13 protein-coding genes are annotated in these 16,581 nt (G+C 70.2%); 6 read left to right on the forward strand and 7 right to left on the reverse strand.

Translation table 11 applies throughout. The features are described 5' to 3' along the window. The first annotated feature begins 8 nt into the window (after positions 1 to 8). Both dxs and VNJ48_RS20255 read left to right on the forward strand, forming a co-directional pair. Complete coding sequence (gene dxs, locus VNJ48_RS20250; RefSeq protein WP_325605509.1) at positions 9 to 1,913, forward strand: 1-deoxy-D-xylulose-5-phosphate synthase; 1,905 nt, start codon at positions 9 to 11, stop codon at positions 1,911 to 1,913. Continuing rightward, entirely contained in the window at positions 1,894 to 3,168 is a 1,275-nt protein-coding gene (locus tag VNJ48_RS20255; protein WP_325605511.1) for a hypothetical protein, read from the forward strand. The genes dxs and VNJ48_RS20255 overlap by 20 nt, the downstream gene beginning before the upstream one ends. Positions 3,169 to 3,183: 15 nt before the next feature. On the opposite strand, the gene VNJ48_RS20260 is transcribed toward VNJ48_RS20255, so the two are convergent. The 5 genes from VNJ48_RS20260 to VNJ48_RS20280 form a co-directional block, all read right to left on the reverse strand. Continuing rightward, positions 3,184 to 3,990 carry an endo alpha-1,4 polygalactosaminidase gene (locus VNJ48_RS20260; RefSeq protein WP_325605513.1) on the reverse strand — a complete coding sequence of 269 codons (807 nt, stop codon included), beginning with the start codon at positions 3,988 to 3,990 and terminating at the stop codon, positions 3,184 to 3,186. A gap of 20 nt (positions 3,991 to 4,010) precedes the next feature. Beyond that, entirely contained in the window at positions 4,011 to 5,096 is a 1,086-nt protein-coding gene (locus VNJ48_RS20265; protein WP_325605515.1) for a hypothetical protein, read from the reverse strand. Continuing rightward, positions 5,093 to 5,638, reverse strand: a complete 546-nt coding sequence (locus VNJ48_RS20270; RefSeq protein ID WP_325605517.1) for a SigE family RNA polymerase sigma factor — start codon at positions 5,636 to 5,638, stop codon at positions 5,093 to 5,095. The genes VNJ48_RS20265 and VNJ48_RS20270 overlap by 4 nt, the downstream gene beginning before the upstream one ends. Positions 5,639 to 5,810: 172 nt before the next feature. Continuing rightward, positions 5,811 to 7,904, reverse strand: a complete 2,094-nt coding sequence (locus tag VNJ48_RS20275) for a 3-hydroxyacyl-CoA dehydrogenase NAD-binding domain-containing protein (RefSeq protein WP_325605519.1) — start codon at positions 7,902 to 7,904, stop codon at positions 5,811 to 5,813. Beyond that, the gene (locus VNJ48_RS20280; protein ID WP_325605521.1) at positions 7,901 to 9,112 is read right to left on the reverse strand and encodes a thiolase family protein; all 1,212 of its coding nucleotides are present in this window, start codon (positions 9,110 to 9,112) and stop codon (positions 7,901 to 7,903) included. Before VNJ48_RS20280 ends, VNJ48_RS20275 begins: the two co-directional genes overlap by 4 nt. Positions 9,113 to 9,258: 146 nt before the next feature. On the opposite strand from VNJ48_RS20280, the gene VNJ48_RS20285 reads away from it, so the two are divergent. The 3 genes from VNJ48_RS20285 (at position 9,259) to VNJ48_RS20295 (ending at position 12,524) form a co-directional block, all read left to right on the forward strand. Continuing rightward, entirely contained in the window at positions 9,259 to 10,194 is a 936-nt protein-coding gene (locus VNJ48_RS20285; RefSeq protein WP_325605523.1) for a PAC2 family protein, read from the forward strand. Next, positions 10,194 to 11,066 (forward strand): acyl-CoA thioesterase II, encoded by an 873-nt coding sequence (locus VNJ48_RS20290; RefSeq protein WP_325605525.1) that lies wholly within the window; start codon positions 10,194 to 10,196, stop codon positions 11,064 to 11,066. Before VNJ48_RS20285 ends, VNJ48_RS20290 begins: the two co-directional genes overlap by 1 nt. A 189-nt stretch (positions 11,067 to 11,255) precedes the next feature. Beyond that, positions 11,256 to 12,524, forward strand: a complete 1,269-nt coding sequence (locus tag VNJ48_RS20295; RefSeq protein WP_325605526.1) for a M23 family metallopeptidase — start codon at positions 11,256 to 11,258, stop codon at positions 12,522 to 12,524. Positions 12,525 to 12,656: 132 nt separating this feature from the next. On the opposite strand, the gene VNJ48_RS20300 is transcribed toward VNJ48_RS20295, so the two are convergent. Together VNJ48_RS20300 and VNJ48_RS20305 are read right to left on the reverse strand one after the other, a co-directional pair. Continuing rightward, positions 12,657 to 13,553 (reverse strand): MaoC family dehydratase, encoded by an 897-nt coding sequence (locus VNJ48_RS20300; protein ID WP_325605528.1) that lies wholly within the window; start codon positions 13,551 to 13,553, stop codon positions 12,657 to 12,659. After that, complete coding sequence (locus VNJ48_RS20305) at positions 13,553 to 14,899, reverse strand: 3-oxoacyl-ACP reductase (protein WP_325605530.1); 1,347 nt, start codon at positions 14,897 to 14,899, stop codon at positions 13,553 to 13,555. Before VNJ48_RS20305 ends, VNJ48_RS20300 begins: the two co-directional genes overlap by 1 nt. Positions 14,900 to 15,096: 197 nt before the next feature. Here VNJ48_RS20305 and VNJ48_RS20310 point away from each other — a divergent pair, with 197 nt between their 5' ends. Next, positions 15,097 to 16,377, forward strand: coding sequence for an acetyl-CoA C-acetyltransferase (locus VNJ48_RS20310; RefSeq protein WP_325605532.1), 1,281 nt, complete (start codon positions 15,097 to 15,099; stop codon positions 16,375 to 16,377). Positions 16,378 to 16,581: the final 204 nt, after the last annotated feature.

Raw genomic sequence — 16,581 nt, forward strand, 5'->3', positions numbered from 1 at the left:
TGCCCGACATGGGTCATCTCGAGTCGATCACGTCGCCGCAGGACCTGCGCTCCCTCGACGGCGCCGAGCTGGACGCGCTGGCCGCGGAGATCCGCGACCTCATGATCTCCACGGTGGCACGCACGAGCGGCCACCTCGGTCCCAACCTCGGTGTGGTCGAGCTGACGCTGGCGATCCACCGTGTCTTCGACTCACCGCGTGACCGGGTCGTCTTCGACACCGGCCACCAGTCCTACGTCCACAAGCTCGTCACCGGCCGGTTCGAGCGGTTCGGCACGCTGCGGCAGGAGGGTGGCATCAGCGGCTACCCGAGCCAGGCGGAGTCCGACCACGACATCGTCGAGAACTCGCACGCCTCCACCTCGTTGTCGTACGCCGACGGGCTGGCCAAGGCCTATCGCGTCCGGGGCGAGGACCGGCACGTCGTGGCGGTGATCGGCGACGGGGCGCTCACAGGTGGGATGGCCTGGGAGGCACTCAACAACATCGCGATCGCCGGCGACTCGCGCCTCGTGATCGTCGTCAACGACAACGAACGCTCCTACACCCCGACCATCGGCGGGCTCGCCACCGCGCTGACCACGCTGCGCACCAACCCGCGCTACGAGCAGGTGCTCGACCTGGTCAAGAAGCGTCTCAACGCGATCCCCGGCGTGGGCTCCGCGACCTACGACGCCCTGCACGCGGTGAAGAAGGGCATGAAGGACGCCTTGGCTCCCCAAGGACTGTTCGAGGACCTCGGCCTGAAGTACGTCGGCCCGGTCGATGGTCACGACCGCGACGCGATGGAGCAGGCGCTGACCCACGCCAAGCGCTTCAACGGCCCGGTCATCGTGCACGCCATCACCCGCAAGGGTGCCGGCTACGACCCGGCCGAGCGGCACGAGGCGGACCAGTTCCACGCGCCCGGACCCTTCGACGTCCAGACCGGGGCGGAGAAGCCGAAGGGCCTCATCTGGACCGACCACTTCGCGCGGCTGATCGTCGACATCGGTGCCCGCCGCCAGGACGTCGTGGCGATCACCGCCGCGATGATGCACCCGGTCGGGCTCGACAAGTTCGCTGCGGCGTACCCCGAGCGCACCTTTGACGTCGGCATCGCCGAGCAGCATGCGACCACCTCGGCTGCCGGTATGGCGATGGGTGGCCTGCACCCCGTCTTCGCCGTCTACGCGACCTTCCTCAACCGCGCCTTCGACCAGGTGCTCATGGACGTCGCCCTGCACAAGTGCGGCGTCACCTTCGTCCTCGACCGCTCCGGGGTCACCGGTGACGACGGAGCCAGTCACAACGGCATGTGGGACATGTCGATCCTGCAGGTCGTGCCGGGGCTCCGGCTCGCCGCGCCACGCGACGTCGCCCGGCTGCGGGAGCTGCTCGACGAGGCCGTCGACGTGGACGACGCGCCCACCGTGGTGCGCTTCCCCAAGGGACCGCCGCCCTCAGACATCGAGGCCGTCGGCAAGGCGGGCAACGCCGACGTCCTCGTCCGCACGGGTGCGCAGGACGTGCTCATCGTGGCGGTCGGCTCCATGTGCACCGTTGCCGTCGACGTCGCCCAGCGGCTCACCGACCAGGGCATCGGCGTCACCGTGGTCGACCCGCGATGGGTCAAGCCGGTGGACCCGGCCATCGTCGAGCTCGCGCGCCAGCACGACCTCGTCGTGAGCATCGAGGACAACGGCCGGGTCGGCGGCTGCGGCGCGATGCTCCTGCAGACCCTCAACGACGCCGGCGTCACCACGCCGTTCCGCCTCCACGGCATCCCGCAGGAGTTCCTCGACCACGCCAAGCGCGACGTGATCCTCGCGCGGGTCGGACTGGACGCCCAGACCATCGGGCGCGGCATCGTCGAGGACGTGACTGCCGTGGCCGACGGCCGGGCCCTGCTCGATGTCGATCACCGCCGCTGACGCACGACCCCATCGCCGAGCGGCTCTCGCCGGGCTGTGCTTGGCGCTCGCGACGGCCCTGACCGGCTGCTCCGCCGACGACGGCTCCGGCCGGCGCCCTCCGCCCGGAAGGCGGGGGGCCGACGAGGTCGCCCCGCTGATCCGCCAGGTGCTGAAGCAGCGGGCTCGATCGCTCCGGGCGGGCGATGCGGCGGCCTTCCTCGCCACTACCGCCCAGGAGCGTCCCCGCTTCGCCGCGAGCCAGCGGGTCTACTTCGACAACCTGATGCAGCTACCGCTCGGCGAGCTGACCTACCGGCTCGACCCCAGTTCCCTGGTGGGCAGCGACGGGGAGTACGCCGCCGTGGTCCAGGTGCACCTCCAGCTCGAGGGCTACGACGAGGTGCCGGTGGTCCGCCTCGCGCGCTTCCGCTTCACCCGGGACCCCGACGGTGACGGGATGCTGGTCGCCGGCGATCGCGACCCCGCCTGGGAGCGACGCAACGAGGTGACCGTCCCGCCCTGGGCCCGGGGTCCGATCACGGTGAGGACTGGCACGGGGGTCCTGGGGATCTTCGACGCCGCGAGCGCCGTCAGGGCGGAGGACGTGGTCGGCGCCGTCGAGGAGGGCATCGGTCAGGTGCGCCAGGTCGTGCCCTCCGACTGGTCCGGCAACGTGGTGGTCTACGCGCTGTCCGAGACCGAGATGCTGGAGGCCCTCGACGACCTACCCGGGGGCGACCCCGACGCCCTCGACGCCGTCGCCTTCCCGGTGCCGGCCCGGCAGGGCGGCGACGACGGGGTCGTGGCCAGCACTCGCTTCCTCCTGCACCCGCGGATGCTCGACAGCGATCCCCGGCGGCTCGCGCGGCTGATCCGCCACGAGCTCACCCATGTCGCGCTCGGCAGCCGCGACGACGACCTGCCCACCTGGCTCAGTGAGGGGATCGCGGAGTGGGTCTCCGTCCAGGCTCTCCCCGAGCAGCAGCGTCTGATCAGCCAGGAGGCGATCGACGACGCCCGGGCCGGGCTGGACGAACTGCCCGCCGACATCGACTTCAACGGTGAGGACCAGGCTGCTCACTACGGGATCTCGTGGTGGGCGTGCGAGGCGATCGTCGACATCTACGGCGAGGAGATGCTGTGGCGTCTGCTCGACGAGATCGCCGCCGGCAGTCCGGCCGACCAGGCCGACGTGCTCCAGCAGACCCTCCAGCTGACCTCCGACCAGCTGGCTCGAGAAGCGGCGAAGCGGATCGTGGCGACGTACGGCTGAAAGCCCCGTCCGGGTTCAGCAGCGCCGGTTGATCCCGCCGGGGGTCACGTCGACGTCGCGGCGCACGATGGAGAGCCGCGAACCCCAGCGGCGGCACGCCCGGTCGAAGTCCGGGTCGCGGTACTCCACGACGTAGACCCGATCGGCATAGGCGGCTGCGTAGCTCCCGCACTCGCGGTAGCGGCCGCACTCCTCGGCGACGGCGAAGTCGAAGCCGAGGGCCGGCCCGCGAGGGGAGAGCTCGGCCCAGTTCTTCTGACCGGCCGCGAGACCGGCCGCATGGGCTCGCGCGGTCAACAACCGCGCGAAGGCCTTGTTGTCCCGCCTGGTGATCAGGCCCGCTGCCCGGTCCCAGGAGTCGAGGTTGTCGAACTCGACACCCTGGAAGCCCGCGGCGGCGCAGCCGTCGATCCACGGCCCGACGACGGCCATCAAGGACCTCCGCTTGCGCGCTGTCCTGGTGTCGAGCAGCCACTCACCCCAGGACTGATCGACCACGGCTCGACCGGAGCGGTCCTTGAGCACGAGTGCCCAGTGCTCCCAGGTGTGCTCCCAGAACGCCCGTTCGTGACGTTGGGTCTGGAACGCGTTGACGTAGCAGATGTTGTACGCGTCGGCGGACGGAGCCACCGAACGGTCGCGGGAGACGACGCCCACGCCGGCGGCCGGGGGAGACGATCCGCCGATCTGGTAGTCCCAGTCGACGTTGGCGGGGGGCAGCTCGACCGTCGCGGCGGCTTCCTCGGACGTCGACGCTGGACTTGACGGGCCAACCACTGTGGCGAGAGCTGCCACGATCGCCCACAGCACACCCTGCAACATCTGAGCCTCCGACCTCGCGATCAGCGTGCGGGCAACAACACGGGAACGTCAACAGGGACGCTGAACTCGACCGAGCACTCGCCGCCCACGTCACAGGTGACGAACCGCTCCAGGTCGTCGTCCTGGTCCCGGGCCAGGACTGCGAAGGTGTCGCCGTCGAGCCAACGGTAGGCATGGGCCTCCCAGTAGGCACCGGCGATGTCGACGGGCACCGCATCGCCGGTGGCGGCGTCGAACACCTTCGGCTGGATCCCCCTGTCCCAGGTGCTGGGGGACTCGGAGAGGAGGTACTGCCCGTCGGGTGACAGGTCGCTGCCGTCGATCTGCTGGCCGCCGTCGAGGTCAGGTCCGACGCGGGTTTCACCGGCCGCCAGGCGCGCGATCAAGCCGCCCGCGACGTCGAGCACGACGGGGCGTTCGCCGCCAACGGCGGGGATCAGCTCAGCCGGCTCCGAGTCGAGGGGGTTCCGCGCGAGCACGCCACGCGCGTCATCGAAGTAGAGGGTCCGGCCGTCGACGGCGATGATGCGCATCGGGCACACCTGATCGCAGTAGCGGTCAAGTACCGGTCGGGTGCCGGCCCGGCCGCGGACGACCTCGGTGCCGGCGGCGTGGTCGAGGACGGCGTACTGCTCGCCCTCAGGATCGCCCTCCACCCAAGCGACGACATCGCCGTCGGAGGCGAACCTCATGCCCTCCTCCGGATCCATCTGCCCGACCTTGATGATCTCGCTCCCGACCACGCTGCGGACGGCCCCCGTGACATCGGCCACCACGAATCCCGTCGGGGTGTGGACGAAGGCCAGGATCCGTCGACCGACATCGACGGAGCCCTGCTCGGTGTGGATGGTGCTGTTGGCCGCATAGGCCAGCGGGCCCCCGAGAGAACCCGTGACCAACTCGTCCGATGCGGTGTCGCGGGTGGCGATGCTCGGGACGACAACGGCGGCAGCGACTGCTGCCGCCACCGCAGCGCCCGCGATCGCCGTACGCAGTCGCCGGTTGGCCCGGCGGTCCCCGTCGCGCACCATCGCGCGCACGTCGAGGTCGGGGGCGCCGAGGGCGTCGGCACGCTCATTCATCATGTCCTTGAGCAGATCGGTCATGGGGTCACCACCATCAGGTTTGCGGGGAGGAGCTCGTGTGCCTGGTCGCCGTACCGGTTGCCGAGTCCTGTGCGCAGCTTGGCGAGACCGGCCGAGACCTGGCTCTTGACCGTGCCGACGGCGCAGTCCATCGCCGCTGCGGTCTGGGCCTCGGTGAGGTCTTCGTAGAAGCGCAGCACGATGGCGGCGCGCTGACGCGGGGGCAGTTCCTGGAGCGCGGTCCACAGCCATTCGCGCTGGGTCACTGCGTCGTCGTGCCCGACCGCCGTGCCCTCGGGCAGCGTCTCGGTCGGGCGCTCGCCCTGCCAGGACTTCCGGCGGTACCACGAGATCGCGGTCGTGGTGATCACCCGACGGGTGTAGGCCTCGGCCTTGCTGGGGTCGCGCAGCCGCGGCCAGGCGACGTACGTCTTGGTCAGTGCCTCCTGGAGGAGGTCCTGCGCGAGCTGCCGCTCGCCGACCATGAGGTACGCCGCCCGGTGCAGGGCCGGCGAGCGCGCAGCCACGAACTCCGCGAAGTCCGCGGGGTCGCGTCGTGCCATCTGGTGCTCCTGGTGATCGTCGTGTGGGGTTGTACCCGTCATGACGATCCCACCCGCGCAAATGGTTCGCCCACACAGCTGTAACGCCGGGTTAGCAGCTGTTCCACCCCTGAAATATCAGGGTGGGTACAAGCACTAACCCGGCGTTACAAGCGGGAAGGCAACCGGTCGATCAGTGGAAACGCTTGCCCGTGACCTTCTCCGAGATGCCGGAGGTGTCGAGGAGCATCGTGAGCCCGCCGTTCCAGAAGGAGAACCCGGCGCCGGTGATCATGGCGAGGTCCAGGTCCTCGGGAGCAGCCACGACGCCCTCGTCGAGCATCCGTCGAGCCTCGTCCGCCAGGGCGGAGAGGGTCTGCTCGCGGACCTCGGGCGCCGTCTTGACGACGGGCGACTCGGGCTTCACCAGCAGCGCCTCGACCTCGGGGTCGATGGCGCCGTCGGGGCCGTAGAAGCTCGTCTTGCGGGCCTCGACGACGCGCTTGAGGCTCTCCGAGACGTAGAAGCGGTCCGGGAACGCGCGATAGAGCGTCTCGTTGTTGTGCAGCGCGATCGCCGGCCCGACGAGGGACAGCAGGACGTAGGGCGGCATCGGCGCGATCCCGGCGAAGGCCGAGTCGACGACCGGGACCGGGGTGCCCTCGTCGGCGATCCTGGCCACCTCGCCCATGAAGCGACCGAGCAGCCGGTTGACGATGAAGGACGGGCTGTCCTTGCACAGGATGGTCGTCTTGCCGAGACCCTTGCCGGTGCCGAAGGCGGTGGCCAGCGTCGCGTCGTCCGTGCGCTCGCCCTTGACGATCTCGAGCAACGGCATCACCGCGACCGGGTTGAAGAAGTGGAAGCCCACCACTCGCTCCGGGTGCTCGAGGTCGGCGGCCATCTCGGTGATGGACAGCGACGAGGTGTTGGTCGCCAGGACGCACTCAGGGGAGACGACCTTCTCCACGGCCTTGAAGACGGCCTTCTTGACCGACATCTCCTCGAAGACGGCCTCGATCACGAAGTCGGCGCCTTCGAAGGGATGCTCCGACTGGGCGCCCGAGGTGGTGCCGCCGGTGACCAGGGCCTTGAGGCGGTTGGTCTTGTCCTGCGTCGCCTTGCCCTTCGCGAGCAGCTTGTCGAGCTCGGCGTGCACGTAGGCGACGCCCTTGTCGGCCCGCGCCTGGTCGAGGTCGGTGAGGACCACGGGCACCTTGAGGCGGCGTACGAACAACACGGCCAGCTGGCTGGCCATCAGCCCGGCGCCGACGATGCCGACCTTGGTGACGGGTCGGGCAAGCGAGCGGTCGGGAGCCCCGGCCGGGCGCTTGGCGCGCTTCTGGACCAGGTCGAAGGAGTAGAGGCTGGCGAGCAGCTCCGGGGTCTTCGACATCGCCTCCAGGGCGTCGTCCTCCGCGGCGAAACCTGCGTCACGGTCGGCGTCACGAGCAGCCGCGATCAGCTCGACGGCGCGCTTCGCGGCCGGCGAGGCGCCGCCGGTCTTCGCCGCCACGATGCTCTCGCCGCGGGCGACAGCCGCGTCCCAGGCGCCGGGGTCGATCTCGGCCCGATGGACCGTGATCTCGCCGGCCAGGACTGCCGCGGCCCAGAGCAGCGACTGCTCGAGGAAGTCCGCACCGCCGAAGACGGCATCGGCCAGGCCGAACTCGAAGGCCTGCTGCCCGTTGAGGGTCTTGCCCTGGTTGAGCGGGTTCTCGACGAGCAGGGTCACCGCCTTGTCGGCACCGAGCAGGTGAGGCACGAGGTAGGCACCGCCCCAGCCGGGCACGAGGCCGAGCATGACCTCGGGCAGGCCGAGCGCGGGCGCGGAATCCATCACGGTGCGGTAGGTGCAGTGCAGCGCCACCTCGAGGCCGCCACCGAGGGCGAGGCCGTTGATGAAGCCGAAGGACGGCTTGCCGCCCGGCTCGCCGAGCTTGCGGAAGACGGCGTGGCCGAGCTCGGCGATCGTCCGCACCGCGTCCGGACCGCCCGACTGGATGGACGTGAGGTCGGCGCCCGCAGCCAGGATGAACGGCTTGCCGGTGATGCCGATCGCGTCGATCGAGTCGTCGGCCAGGGCCGCGTCGATGGCGGTGCCGAGGGCGAGGAGCGAGCCGAAGCCGAAGGTGTTGGGCTTGGTGTGGTCCTCACCGTTGTCGAGGGTGATCAGGCCCAACGTCCGGCCGCCGGGGAGGGCGACCGTCCGCAGCTTGGCCTCGGTCACGCGCTCGGCGTCGGAGGTGAGCCCCTGTGCGCGCTCGAGCAAGGAATCGATACTCACGAGGTCTCCTCCGTGTCGTTGCCGGTCCAGTTCGGGTTCTCCCAGATCACGGTGCCGCCCATGCCGATGCCGACGCACATGGTCGTCAGGCCGTAGCGGACCTCGGGGCGCTCTTCGAACGCCGTCGCGAGCTGGGTCATCAGGCGGACGCCCGACGAGGCCAACGGGTGGCCCATGGCGATCGCGCCGCCGTACGGGTTGACCCTCGGGTCGTCGTCGGCGATGCCGTAGTGCTCGAGCAGCGAGAGCACCTGCACCGCGAAGGCCTCGTTGATCTCGAAGGCCTCGATGTCGTCGATGGTCAGGCCAGCCTTGGCCAGCGCCTTCTCGGTCGCCGGGATGGGACCGGCACCCATGACCTCGGGCTCCACGCCGGTGAAGGCGTAGGACACCAGCCGCATGCGGATCGGCAGGCCCAGCTCGCGAGCGGTCTCCTCGTCGGCGAGGAGGGCAGCGGTCGCGCCGTCGTTGATCCCGGCCGCGTTGCCCGCGGTCACGCGACCGTGCGAGCGGAACGGCGTCTTCAGGGCGGCGAGCGACTCCATGGAGGTGCCGGCGCGCACGGGCTCGTCGGTGGTCGCGAGACCCCAGCCGGCCTCGGCGCTGCGGGTGGCGACCGGCACGAGGTTGGGCTGGATCTTGCCGGCCTCGTAGGCCGCGACCGTCTTGGCCTGGGAGCGCACGGCGTAGGCATCGGCGCGCTGCTTGGTGATCGTGGGGTAGCGGTCGTGGAGGTTCTCGGCCGTGTTGCCCATGGAGAGCGCCTCCGGGTCGACGATCTTCTCCGAGATGATCCGCGGGTTGGGGTCGACGCCCTCACCCATCGGGTGGCGGCCCATGTGCTCGACGCCGCCGGCGATGACGACGTCGTAGGCGCCGAAGGCGATGCCGGCGGCGGTGGTGGTCACCGCGGTCATCGCGCCCGCACACATGCGGTCGATGGCGAAGCCGGGGACGCTCTGCGGCAGGCCGGCCAACAGCGCGGCGGTGCGGCCGATGGTCAGGCCCTGGTCGCCGATCTGGGTGGTCGCGGCGATCGCCACCTCGTCGACCCGCTCGGGCGGGAGCGAGGGGTTGCGGCGCATGAGCTCGCGGATGCACTTGATGACGAGGTCGTCGGCGCGCGTCTCGGCGTACTGCCCCTTCGCCTTGCCGAACGGGGTGCGTACGCCGTCGACGAAGACGACCTCTCGCAGTTGACGGGGCACATGAGCTCCTGGTGGGACGGGACACGAGTGGGACGCGGGCAAGGTTACCCTCCAGTAACAATCACCGACAGTCTCTGCGCTGTGTGCCCAGTCACTGTCACGTCAGGCCGTGCAGATCGCGAGTGCGGGCTCACTAGGGTGGGGGCATGCCAGAACCCTCCCGTCTCGTGCACATCGTCGACGAGTCCGGCGCGGAGCTCGATGACGCCTCCGAGCTCACCCTCGTCGTCGTGCTCACCGGCTTCCTCGACGCGGGCAAGGCGGCCGAGCTGGCGGTCCAGCACCTCGAGAGCCTGGGAGAGGGCCGCGTCGTCGCCACCTTCGACGTGGACTCGCTCCACGACTACCGCGCCCGCCGACCCCCTGTCTCGTTCGTGCGCGACCACTACGCCGACTATGAGGCACCCCGCCTGGTGGTGCGCGCACTGCGCGACACCGGCGGCACTCCCTACCTGTTGCTCCGCGGTCCCGAGCCCGACATCCGCTGGGAGGGCTTCGCCCGGGCCGTGCGCGAGGTGGTCGAGCGCTTCGACGTACGCCGCGTGGTCAGCCTGGGCGCCGTCCCGATGGCCGTGCCCCACACGCGCCCCATCGCCATCACCCCGCACGCCAACCAGCCCGAGCTGGTCACGGGCCCGAGCCCCTGGAGCGGTGAGCTGAGGGTGCCGGCCAGCGCCCAGGCCCTGCTCGAGATCCGGCTGGGGGAGTGGGGACATGCTGCGCTGGGCTTCGTCGCGCACATCCCGCACTACCTCGCGCAGATGGAGTATCCGCAGGCAGCCCTCGTGCTGCTGGAGCAGCTCGAGCTCGGAGGCCGGCTCACCATCAACCTCACCGACGTCCGGGAGGCCGCCCAGATCACCGAGACCGAGATCACCAACTACCTCGAGACGCACCAGGAGGTCAGCGAGGTGGTGCACGGCCTCGAGCAGCAGTACGACGCCTTCCGTGCCTCCGAGGACGCGGGATCCTCGCTCCTCGCCGACGACCAGCCGATGCCGACGGGTGAGGAGATCGGGCGACAGTTCGAGCAGTTCCTCGCCGGCCTCGACCCGCGCGACGACGACGGGCAGGAGCGCTGATGGCCGGCTCGGCCACCGAGCTCGTCTCCCTGCTCGTGCTGGAGGAGCTCGACACCGACCTCTTCCGCGGCCTCCAGGCGACGACCGGGCGGCAGCGGGTCTTCGGCGGCCAGGTCGCCGCCCAGTCGGTGATGGCCGCCAACCGCAGCGTCGACGACGTCTTCGTCATGCACTCCCTGCACTCCTACTTCCTGCGTCCCGGAGACCCGGCCGTGCCGATCGTCTACGACGTGGAGCGCATCCGCGACGGACGATCGTTCGCGACCCGCCGGGTGATGGCCCGCCAGCACGGCCGCCCGATCTACTACCTCACGGCGAACTTCCAGCAGCCCGAGGACGGCTACGAGCACCAGAACCAGATGCCTGAGGTCGTCGCGCCCGACCAGGGCGTCCCGATGATCGACCTCGCCCGCCGCAGCGGCGCCGGAGCCGCCGCGGAGTGGCAGCGTGAGTGGGCGGCGCTCGACGTCCGCTATCTCGGCACGTCGGCCATGGGCCTGCCTGACGACCCGCTGCACCCGGCCCGCGCCCAGCTGTGGATCCGGGTGGCCGGTGACCTCGGCGACGACCCGCTGACCCACCAGGCGGCCTTCACCTACGCCAGCGACCTGACGCTCCTGGGCGCAGCGCTGGTGCCGCACGGCGTGCACTTCGGGACCCCCGGTCTGCAGATGGCCTCCCTCGACCACACCGTCTGGTTCCACCGCCCGTTCCGGGCCGACCAGTGGTGGCTCTACGACCAGGTGTCGCCGGCCGCTGTCGGCGGCCGGGGACTGGCCACGGCCAGCGTCTACACCGAGGACGGCACGCTCGTGGCGACCGTGGCACAGGAAGGGCTGATCCGGCACCGCGACCGGCCCACCGCCTCCTGACCGCCTCCTGACGGACGACTAGCACCGTTTCTCGGTCTTTCTCTGCATTTCGCGAACAGACACGCCGTCGGCGTGGTTACGTGTGATCACTCGTGTGGCGCCTGTGACTCTTCCCCGGCTCGGTCGACACGCCTTCTGTTCCCCATTTGTGAGAGTGAAGACCGCGCCGTGAACCCGCTGCTTCGACCCATGCCCCGACCCATGCTCCGGCACCGCCTGCCGTCCCTCTCCCTGGTCGCCATGGCCGGGCTGTCGCTCGCTCTCTTCACCGGCTCGGTCGCCCACGCCGTACCCCTCACGCCGCACCAGATGCCGTTCCCCTGCGGGCAGACGTGGACCGGAGCCACGCGCGGCAGCCACACGCCCTCCATCCGGTCCATCGACTGGAACCGGAGCGCCGACGAGGACGACGCCGTCGTGGCATCCGCCTCCGGCATCGTGACCAAGGCGGACTCGACCAGCACCCGCGGCTACGGGCACCAGGTCGTCATCGACCACCAGAACGGCGAAAGCACCGTCTACGCCCACCTGAACGCCGTCACCGTCGCGGTCGGGCAGTACGTCGACCAGGGCGCCACGATCGGCACCGTCGGCAACACCGGCAACTCCCACGGCGCCCACCTGCACTTCGAGCAGCGCTCCGGCACGTCGGTGATCGCTGCGTCGTTCCAGGGCGTGCCCTACGTCTACGGCGGCCTGACCTCCTACAACTGCGTCGACGTCCCGCTTGCCGGGAACTTCAGCGGCGATGCCGGATCCGAGGTCGCGGTCTATCGCCGCGGCAAGAAGTCGTCCTTCGTGGTCAACGAACCGACGGGCGAGCGGGTCCTTCTCTTCGGGAAGTCGACCGACGAGCCGGTCGTCGGCGACTGGGACGGCGACGGCGCGGTCAACCTCGGCACGTGGCGGCCGGTCAAGGCGAAGTTCCGCCTCCAGACCCCCGCCGGGGTCCTCAAGGTGGGCTACGGCGTGGCCACGGACCGGCCGATAGCGGGTGACTGGGACGGCAACGGCGCCGACGAGATCGGCGTCTACCGTGCCTCGATCGGCACCTTCCACCAGCGTGGAGCGGACGGGACCACGGTGAGCGTCCTGCTCGGCGATGTCGACGACCTGCCCGTCACCGGCGACTGGGACGGCAACGGCGTCACCGACCTCGGCGTGTTCGACCAGGCGACCGCCATCTTCACGATGCGACTCGTCGATGCCAACGCCCAGGTACAGACCGCTCAGCTCCAGCTGGGCGCTCCGGGGGACCTGCCTGTCACCGGCGACTGGGACGGCAACGGCGTCACCGACCTGGGCGTCTGGACACCGGGCACGGCGACCTTCACCCAGGCGTTGGTGCAGTTCCCGACGGCGACCCTGCCGTTGGTGACCCCGCCGTTGGTGACCGTGCCGGCGGCGGCTGCTCGCCTGAGCGTCTCGACCGTTCAGTTCGGCATGCCTCGCGGCTGACGCGTCGCCGTACGCCCGGCGCGCCTCTCGGCCGCCCGGTGCCTGTTCACCATGGGATGTCGCCGAATGGGCACTTCCTACGGTCAATTGACCACGGGAAGTGCCCATTCGTCTGCATACCGTGATGAAGCGTCAGGCCGGAGTGGCGCGACCGACGAGGTGCGGCGACCCGTCCTTCGGACTGGTGAGCGTGAAGGTGTGGACGCCGGAGTCCACTCGGTCCGCGAAGGCGACGGTCCCCGGCAGGAAGACCGGCTTCTTGAACGCGACCTCGACGCTGACGGCGTCGGGCAGTCGGTTCTCGATGGCGGCGATGCTGCGGGCCAGGGTCCACATGCCGTGCGCGATCTGCCGCCGGAAACCCAGCGCCCTGGCGGTCACGGGGTAGAGATGGATCGGGTTGTGGTCGCTGGAGACGGCCGCGTAGGTCCGGCCCAGGTCGCCGGGCAGACGCCACTCGACGCCACCGTTCGGCGGGTTGTCGATGACGAGGCCGGTGTCGGGCTCGCCAGCAGCCGTGGCCCCGCGGCGCAGGTAGGTCGACGTCGACTCCCACGCCACCTCGCCGCTGCTGGTCACAGTCGTGATGAAGTCGAGCAGTGCCCCCTTGGCGTGCGCCCGGGGGGGACCCACGGTCGTCTCGACGTCCAGGACCTCCCCGACGCTGATGGCCCTGCGGGCGGTGATGGTGTTCTCCAGGTGCACCATCCCGATCGGCTGGTAGGGGAAGGTGGCGTCGCTCATGACCGCCATGTGGAGCGGGAACGCCAAGAGGTGTGGATAGGGCAGTGGGACGGTGTCCTTGCGGGGGAACCGGCACACTCCCGTGTACGCCTCGACCTCGGCACGGGTGGCCGCGACCCCGGTGCGCGCGTAGGTCAGCCCGGCGAAGTCGGCCGGCGACGACTTCCTGACGCCGGGCAGCCGGTTGACACCCGGCACGGCGGGGAGCGCGGCCCTCAGCAGCGTGGTCAGGCCGTTCGGCTGCCCGCTCAGGTGCTTGACGGGTCCCTGAGCCCCGGTGGTCATCAGGCCCCCAGCATCATCTGGCCGCAGACACGGACCACGTTGCCGTTGACGGCCGTCGACCCGGGTGAGGCGAACCACGCGATCGCCTCCGCGACGTCGACCGGTAGACCGCCCTGGCTCATGGCGTTGAGGCGCTGGCCGACCTCGCGGGTGGCGAACGGCACGGCCGCCGTCATGGCGGTGATGATGAAGCCCGGAGCCACCGCGTTGATCGTGATGCCGCGGTCGAGGCCGCCCGCGAGAGACTCCACCAGCCCGATCACGCCGGCCTTGGAGGCGGCGTAGTTGGTCTGCCCGACGTTGCCCGCGATGCCCGCGATGGAGGCGACGCCGATGATCCGGCCGTTGTCGGCGATGACCGAGCCGTCGAGCAGCGCGCGCGTGATCCGCTCGGGCGCGGTGAGGTTGACCCCGATCACGCTGGCCCAGCGGTCCTCGGCCATGTTGGCGAGCTTCTTGTCCCGGGTGATGCCGGCGTTGTGCACGACGATGTCGACCCCGCCGTGCTCGGTCTTCAGGTGGTGGGCGACGCGCTGCGGTGCGTCCTTGCCGGTGATGTCGAGGCTGAGGTGGTCCCCCTCGAGCTCCTTCATCAGGGCCTGGAGCTCGCTGGCAGCCTGGGGTACGTCGACACCGACGACCTTCGCCCCGTCGCGGTGGAGCACCCGGGCGATCTGCTCACCGATGCCCCGGCTGGCGCCGGTGACCAGCGCGACCTTGCCCTCGAGCGGTCGGCTCCAGTCAGCCACCGGCCCGGCCTCCTGCGCGCCGTGGGCCCCGATGCGGACGACCTGGCCCGAGACGTAGGCCGACTTGGGGGAGAGCAGGAACGCCAGCGTCGAGGCGATCGCCGCCTCCGCGCCGGGGGACACGGAGACCAGTTGCACCGTGCCACCGCGGCCGATCTCCTTGCCGAGCGAACGGGTGAAGCCCTCCAGGGCGCGCTGGGCGATCCGCTCCGAGCCCTGGACCGACTCAGGGGTCGTACCGAGCACGACGACGCGCGAGCACGTCTCGAGGCGGCGCATCAGGGGGGAGAAGAACTCCTGCAGGGCGAGCAGGCCCTCGGTGTCGGTGACGCCCGTGGCGTCGAAGACGAGCGCCTTGTACGTCCCGCTGGCGCCGGCGACGGTGTCGGTGTCGGTGGTCCAGGTGACGTCCAGGTCATCGAGGACGTCCGGCAGCCGCGCCGTCAGCCGTCCCTGCCCGCCGGTCACCACCGTTCCACGGACGAGCGGCGCGCCCGCGGCGTACCGCTCGAGAGGGGTGGGGCTGGGCAGTCCGAGGTTCTTCGCCAACATCTTGCCGATGGGCGATGAGACGAAGCCTTGGTAGCGGTCACTCATGGTGCTGAACCTCCGGCTGGGTCAGGAGAAAGCGGGTGGGCATGATGTAACAAGATGTGTAACTCGCTGTCCACGTATCGTGATGTGGCGCTCATTGCATTTCCTGTGTCTTGCTTGGCAGCAAGGATAGGAGCAGGCGCTGGCAGGATCAGTGGCCCGCACTGCTCGGTCTCTCACCTCACGCCCCAGGAGCACACATGCAGTCCCAGACTCGCCGCGTCGCCGTCCTCGGCGGCAACCGCATCCCCTTCGCCCGGTCCAACACCGTCTACGTCGGCGTCTCCAACCAGGAGATGCTGACGGCCACGATCGACGGGCTGGTCACCCGCTTCGGTCTTGAGGGACAGGTCGTCGGCGAGGTGGTCGCCGGTGCGGTGCTGAAGCACGCCCGCGACTTCAACCTCGTGCGCGAGTCCGTGCTGGGCTCGAAGCTGGCGGCCGAGACCCCGGCCACCGACATCCAGCAGGCCTGCGGCACGGGCCTGCAGGCAGCGATCCAGGTGGCGAACAAGATCGCCCTGGGCCAGATCGACTCGGGCATCGCCGGGGGCACGGACACCACCTCGGATGCGCCGGTCGCGATCAGCGACAAGCTGCGCACGAAGCTGATGAAGGTCAACTCCGCCAAGGACACCGTGGGCAAGCTCAAGGCACTCAGCGCGATCCGCCCCGGCGACATCGGCCTCGACGTCCCGCAGAACGGGGAGCCCCGCACCGGCCTCTCCATGGGTGAGCACGCCGCGCTGACCGCGATCGAGTGGCGGATCAGCCGCGAGGCCCAGGACGAGCTGGCCGCCGCGTCGCACCAGAAGATGGCCGCAGCCTACGAGCGCGGCTTCTTCGACGACCAGATCACCGCGTTCCGTGGCGTCGAGCGGGACAACAACCTCCGCCCCGACTCGACGGTCGAGAAGCTCGCGACGCTCAAGCCGGTCTTCGGCAGGGGCGAGGCGGCGACCATGACTGCCGGCAACTCCACGCCCCTCAGCGACGGCGCCTCAGCCGTGCTGCTCGCCTCGGAGGACTGGGCGGCGGAGCGCGACCTGCCCGTCCTGGCGTACCTCACCGAGTCAGAGACCGCTTCGGTCGACTACGTCAACGGAGCCGAAGGGCTGCTGATGGCGCCCGCCTACGCCGTACCGCGGATGCTCGAGCGCGCCGGACTGACGCTGCAGGACTTCGACTACTACGAGATCCACGAGGCGTTCGCCTCGCAGGTGCTCGCGACGCTGGCCGCCTGGGAAGACCCGGTCTTCTGCAAGGAGCGGCTGGGGCTCGACGCGCCACTGGGCTCGATCGACCAGGCGTTGCTCAACGTCAACGGGTCCTCGCTCGCTGCCGCCCACCCCTTCGCCGCCACCGGCGGCCGGATCATCAGCTCGCTGGCCCACCAGCTTGCCGAGAAGGGGTCCGGTCGGGGATTGATCTCGATCTGCGCCGCCGGCGGCCAGGGCGTCGTGGCGATCCTCGAGCGCTGAGCCTTCGCGGCTGCAGGAGTCCCCGCTTAGCCGGGGACTCCTGCACTTCATGGCCTTTGCAACGGGGCAGGGTCAATCGGTCTAGGCAACGGTTCATGCCGCTGCCGGGTTGGCGAGCAGCTCGGCCAGCGCTTGGGCTGGTGTCTGTAGGTCGAGGGTAGGGCGTGGGCGCTTGTTGAGGGTGGCTGCGATCCGGGCGAGGTC

The organism is Nocardioides sp. (assembly GCF_035576065.1).
Classification (GTDB): Bacteria; Actinomycetota; Actinomycetes; order Propionibacteriales; family Nocardioidaceae; genus Nocardioides.

Excerpts from the sequence above, each read along its gene's own strand:
- dxs (WP_325605509.1), top strand. The coding sequence starts at position 9 with ATGGGTCATCTCGAGTCGATCACGTCGCCGCAGGACCTGCGCTCCCTC.
- VNJ48_RS20255 (WP_325605511.1), top strand. The coding sequence starts at position 1,894 with ATGTCGATCACCGCCGCTGACGCACGACCCCATCGCCGAGCGGCTCTC.
- VNJ48_RS20260 (WP_325605513.1), bottom strand. The coding sequence starts at position 3,990 with ATGTTGCAGGGTGTGCTGTGGGCGATCGTGGCAGCTCTCGCCACAGTG.
- VNJ48_RS20265 (WP_325605515.1), bottom strand. The coding sequence starts at position 5,096 with ATGACCGATCTGCTCAAGGACATGATGAATGAGCGTGCCGACGCCCTC.
- VNJ48_RS20270 (WP_325605517.1), bottom strand. The coding sequence starts at position 5,638 with ATGGCACGACGCGACCCCGCGGACTTCGCGGAGTTCGTGGCTGCGCGC.
- VNJ48_RS20285 (WP_325605523.1), top strand. The coding sequence starts at position 9,259 with ATGCCAGAACCCTCCCGTCTCGTGCACATCGTCGACGAGTCCGGCGCG.
- VNJ48_RS20290 (WP_325605525.1), top strand. The coding sequence starts at position 10,194 with ATGGCCGGCTCGGCCACCGAGCTCGTCTCCCTGCTCGTGCTGGAGGAG.
- VNJ48_RS20295 (WP_325605526.1), top strand. The coding sequence starts at position 11,256 with ATGCCCCGACCCATGCTCCGGCACCGCCTGCCGTCCCTCTCCCTGGTC.
- VNJ48_RS20300 (WP_325605528.1), bottom strand. The coding sequence starts at position 13,553 with ATGACCACCGGGGCTCAGGGACCCGTCAAGCACCTGAGCGGGCAGCCG.
- VNJ48_RS20305 (WP_325605530.1), bottom strand. The coding sequence starts at position 14,899 with ATGAGTGACCGCTACCAAGGCTTCGTCTCATCGCCCATCGGCAAGATG.
- VNJ48_RS20310 (WP_325605532.1), top strand. The coding sequence starts at position 15,097 with ATGCAGTCCCAGACTCGCCGCGTCGCCGTCCTCGGCGGCAACCGCATC.